The sequence below is a fragment of the Candidatus Saccharimonadales bacterium genome, assembly GCA_035317825.1.
In the GTDB taxonomy this organism is placed as follows: Bacteria; Patescibacteriota; Saccharimonadia; order Saccharimonadales; family Saccharimonadaceae; genus DATHGB01.
The window spans coordinates 1-4,239 of record DATHGB010000004.1; the positions used below are offsets into that span (position 1 = coordinate 1).

Sequence of the window (4,239 nt, forward strand, 5' to 3'; positions counted from 1 at the left end):
GTCGTAAAAACCGACAATGTGTATCCTATGATTCCAGCTGGCCGCGGGTACAGCCATATGCTTATCAAAGCCCCGACGACAAAACTTGATAAACCAGTGGGGAGCACCTGATATGAAACAAGAAAGCGATCACACGTACACGCTGATACTCACCGTTCATAACAGTCCCGGCGTATTAGTGCGCTGTGCCCAGGTCTTTAATAGGCGCGGTCATAACATTGAACGGTTGCATGTCGAATCTATACCCGACTTGCCCCACGCCTCTTCCATGACCATTACCGCGTTTGGCAAACCCGAAACAATCGAACAAATTACGATGCAGCTGATGAAATTAATTGACGTTATTGATATCAAAAAGGAGGACGCATAATATGACAGAGCTAACTACGTATGGGCCATACAGCCCTGTTCGCAAAGCAGACAATCTACTGTTTGTATCAGGACAAGTAGGTGTTGATCCAATAACAAAAAATGCGTCATCGGACATAGCCGCACAAACGGAACAGGCGCTACGCAATATGGAAGATGTTTTGCATAGCGCTGAAGCAACCCTGCAGGATGTAGTTAAAACGACGATTTTCCTCACCGACATGGATGATTTCGAGGCAATAAACGCCGTTTATGAAAAGGTATTTTCAACCCCAAGACCAGCACGAAGCACGGTATGCGTACGTGAACTTCCAAGAGTAGGTGGCAACGTGCCGATCCGCGTAGAAATTGAAGCGGTAGCATGCAAGGAGTTATCATGAGTAGCCTCGTATTAGACGATACTGTCCGGGATATTCTTATGTCCCGCGTTTATGACGTCGCGATAGAATCCCCGCTAGAGCGAGCGGAAAAGCTAAGTAAACTCACTGGCCATAGTGTTTATCTAAAACGCGAGGATCTACAGCCCGTTCATAGTTTTAAGCTGCGCGGTGCGTACAATAAAATAATCCACCTCACGGACGACGAGCGGGCATGCGGTGTCATTACGGCAAGTGCCGGTAATCATGCTCAGGGTGTCGCGCTTGCTGCCCAAAAGCTTGGTATTAGTGCTCTTATTATTATGCCGCAAACAACTCCGGTAATAAAAGTAGACGCTGTTAAAAATTACGGTGCTGATGTTGAACTTCACGGTGATAATTACTCTGAGGCGGCAGATTATGCCAAAGGAAGAGCTCATGAGACTAAGCGAACCTACGTTCATCCTTTTGATGATCCGCTCGTTATCGCCGGACAAGGCACGATAGGGCGTGAAATCATTGAGCAACTACCAAATGCCACTCATATCTTCATACCCGTAGGTGGTGGCGGGCTTATTGCCGGTATCGCCAGTTACGTTAAGGCGCTGCGGCCGGATGTGAAAATCATCGGTGTGGAACCTGAAGATAGCAACGCTATGCAAGCAAGCATCGTGAGTAAAAAACGGGTTACTTTGGAACATGTTGGCATATTTGCTGACGGTGTGGCCGTTAAGCAAGTAGGGGATTATACGTATCAGATAGCCCGCAAAAATGTCGACGATTTTATAACTGTCGATACCGATCAAATTTGCGTGGCAATTAAAAATATATTCGAGGATACGCGCAGTATTGTCGAGCCGGCAGGTGCGCTCGCCATTGCAGGCATGACGAAATACGAATTGCCGGCTGGAGCTCAGGCTGTGGCAATATGCTCAGGAGCAAACATGACTTTCGAGCGTTTGCAACAAGTAGCAGAGCGAACACTCATCGGGTCTGGCCGAGAAGCGGTTTTTGCCGTTACCTTACCTGAAAAGCCTGGAGCGCTTCATGCTTTTTGTGATCAGATCGTAAAAAACCGAAGTATTGGTGAGTTTAGCTACCGGCTCAATAAACGATCGGGTGCCCGTATCTTTATCGGCCTTACCGTTAGCGGCGTAAGCGACAAGGATAATCTTATGAAGAAAATGGATGATCAGCACTACGACCATGTTGATCTCTCTAGCGATGATCTGGCCAAAGAGCACATCCGACACATGATTGGCGGGCAAGCGCCCCAAGTGACAAGCGAACATATCTATGAGGTTACGTTTCCCGAAAGACCGGGTGCGCTGGCTGGCTTTTTGCAGGCAATTGGCACTAATTGGAATATCAGTCTGTTCCATTATAGAAACGCCGCGAGTGATTGGAGCAAAGTGCTCATTGGATTCGAAGCGGATGATAGCAAAACGCTCGAAGCAAAGCTTGAGGCAACAAAGTTCGAATGGACGAAAAAAGACGACAATCTTGGCATTGGATTATTTCTTCAATAAAAATAACAACGACTTTTGTTTTACCCCTGTAACTCATGTGGATAAATAGTCGTCATGCAGTCCAGCATTGACACATTCGCTCACTGTTGTTATATATAGAGGTGATATTACTACAAAAACAGACAAGGAACATGCGAGTATTATGTCTGATTTACCAGAAAAACAAGTTAAGCGTCTGCGATCGCTTATCCAAGAAGCAGAAACAAACCTAGCAGCCGCTAAAGAGCTGCTCATTAGCATTTTAGGTGACGACGGTAACGTTGTGACACCTCGCTCAAGCCAAGAAGAAATCGGTGGCAAAGTTATCGAAGGTGTTTTTGACGGTCAGATCATGATTGGTCCTGACGGTAAAAGCTACCCAGTACCTGCAAACTATGCAAGCAAATCAAAGCTAGTCGAAGGTGACATTATGAAACTCACCATCGCTGACGACGGTGGATTTGTCTACAAACAAATCGGCCCAATCCAGCGTAAACAAATCATTGGTACGTTAGTGCAACATGACGGCGCTTACTACGTTGAAGCAAACGGACGCGAATACCGCATTCTTCTTGCAAGCGTTACGTACTTCCGCATCGCCGAAGGTGATCAAGTAACCATTATCGTCCCAGAAGACAATCCTGAAGCAACCTGGGCAGCTGTCGAAGCCGCTTTATAGAACAAATGGCAAAGTTACATTTTAAGTATGGCGCCATGAATAGTGGGAAAAGCGATACGCTTATTAAAACTGCCTACAATTACGGCGAGCAGGGACTTGAGGTTGTTACCATCAAGCCAAGTATCGACACCAAGGGTGATCGTCTTATCGTTGCACGTGGTGGTGCTACTCGCAAAGTAGATATTCTTGCGACGCCAGATACTAATATTCGCGAAGCAATCAAGAAGCTTAAAATTGAAAAACTTCACTGCGTACTCGTTGATGAAAGCCAATTCCTCACAGAAGAACAGATTGACCAGCTCTACGACGTTGCAAAACTAGATAATATCTCCGTAATAGCTTATGGACTTCGCGCTGATTTTCGCAAGCAATTATTCCCTGGCAGTAAACGTTTATTCGAAATTGTCGATAACATCGAAAAACTCCCCACTATGTGCCGCTGCGGTGCACAGGCTGAGTTTAATTGTCGCTTAGTTGGTGGCAAATACGTTTTCGAAGGAAGCCAGGTCGCTATAGACGGCGAAGGTGAAGTTACCTACAATTCGCTTTGCGGTAACTGCTATATTCTTGAACGTACGTCTTGACTTTATATACTACTTATGCTATAATGCATTAGTTCGGTAAGTTCCTACTTACCCCACGCTAAATAGTCAGGAGAATCACAGATGCATAATATATATGAAGTTCAGCGCGGTATGGCAGTCGCCCTAGAGGGAGACTCACTTACGATGCCGGCAGATGCCGATCTCGCGGATGAGCTTGGAATCTTAGCGGGTTTTCCTGCAGGGTTTGAGCCAGGAAGAAATGCTATTGTTCTACAGGCCTTTCAAGAGCTACTAGGTGACGGTAGTATAGATATTATGAATAAGCCCGAGGATAACGTCGTTGAATTGCGTTATAATCCACACGAAGAAGAACCAAAGCCCGATTATCGTCTCTTTGATGATACTTTACTTTCACCCAGTGAAAAAATCGAAATGGATTGCCTTGTGATAGAGTCACTCCATGCTCAACTAACCACCCCTGAACATCTTCCTGATCACCAAGCCACAGAACTGCTTCATATGCTCCTTGCTCGTCTTGATGAAACTGGAGAAGATTTAGACAAACTAATTTAGCGCTCCTATCGACTTAAATTCAATATAAAACTCTGCTTTAAATTATACAAAGTGGAGTTTTTATTTCCAGGCAAAATCACAACATACTTATTCATAGACTTCGCGTATAGTAATACATAGAAAAGATGAGGGGAAGTGAAATCAACAATCTATGAGCTCTAAAGCACTGTATCGCAAGTACCGCAGTAAGTCACTTGCCGAGGTTGTCG

At 45.3% G+C, this 4,239-nt stretch carries 6 protein-coding genes; all 6 read left to right on the forward strand.

Annotated features, from left to right (window positions below):
- Window positions 1-112: 112 nt before the first annotated feature.
- The 6 genes from VK497_00270 to VK497_00295 all read left to right on the forward strand — a co-directional run bounded on the left by VK497_00270 (window position 113) and on the right by VK497_00295 (window position 4,030).
- Window positions 113-370: an ACT domain-containing protein gene (locus VK497_00270; protein HMI08820.1), complete on the forward strand. Its 258-nt coding sequence runs from the start codon at window positions 113-115 to the stop codon at window positions 368-370.
- Between the two features lies 1 nt (window position 371).
- Window positions 372-749, forward strand: a complete 378-nt coding sequence (locus tag VK497_00275) for a RidA family protein (protein HMI08821.1) — start codon at window positions 372-374, stop codon at window positions 747-749.
- The gene (gene ilvA / locus VK497_00280; protein ID HMI08822.1) at window positions 746-2,254 is read left to right on the forward strand and encodes a threonine ammonia-lyase, biosynthetic; all 1,509 of its coding nucleotides are present in this window, start codon (window positions 746-748) and stop codon (window positions 2,252-2,254) included. The genes VK497_00275 and ilvA overlap by 4 nt, the downstream gene beginning before the upstream one ends.
- A gap of 142 nt (window positions 2,255-2,396) precedes the next feature.
- Window positions 2,397-2,912 (forward strand): hypothetical protein, encoded by a 516-nt coding sequence (locus VK497_00285; GenBank protein ID HMI08823.1) that lies wholly within the window; start codon window positions 2,397-2,399, stop codon window positions 2,910-2,912.
- A gap of 5 nt (window positions 2,913-2,917) precedes the next feature.
- Window positions 2,918-3,496 carry a thymidine kinase gene (locus tag VK497_00290; GenBank protein ID HMI08824.1) on the forward strand — a complete coding sequence of 193 codons (579 nt, stop codon included), beginning with the start codon at window positions 2,918-2,920 and terminating at the stop codon, window positions 3,494-3,496.
- Between the two features lie 81 nt (window positions 3,497-3,577).
- Window positions 3,578-4,030, forward strand: a complete 453-nt coding sequence (locus tag VK497_00295) for a hypothetical protein (protein HMI08825.1) — start codon at window positions 3,578-3,580, stop codon at window positions 4,028-4,030.
- Window positions 4,031-4,239: the final 209 nt, after the last annotated feature.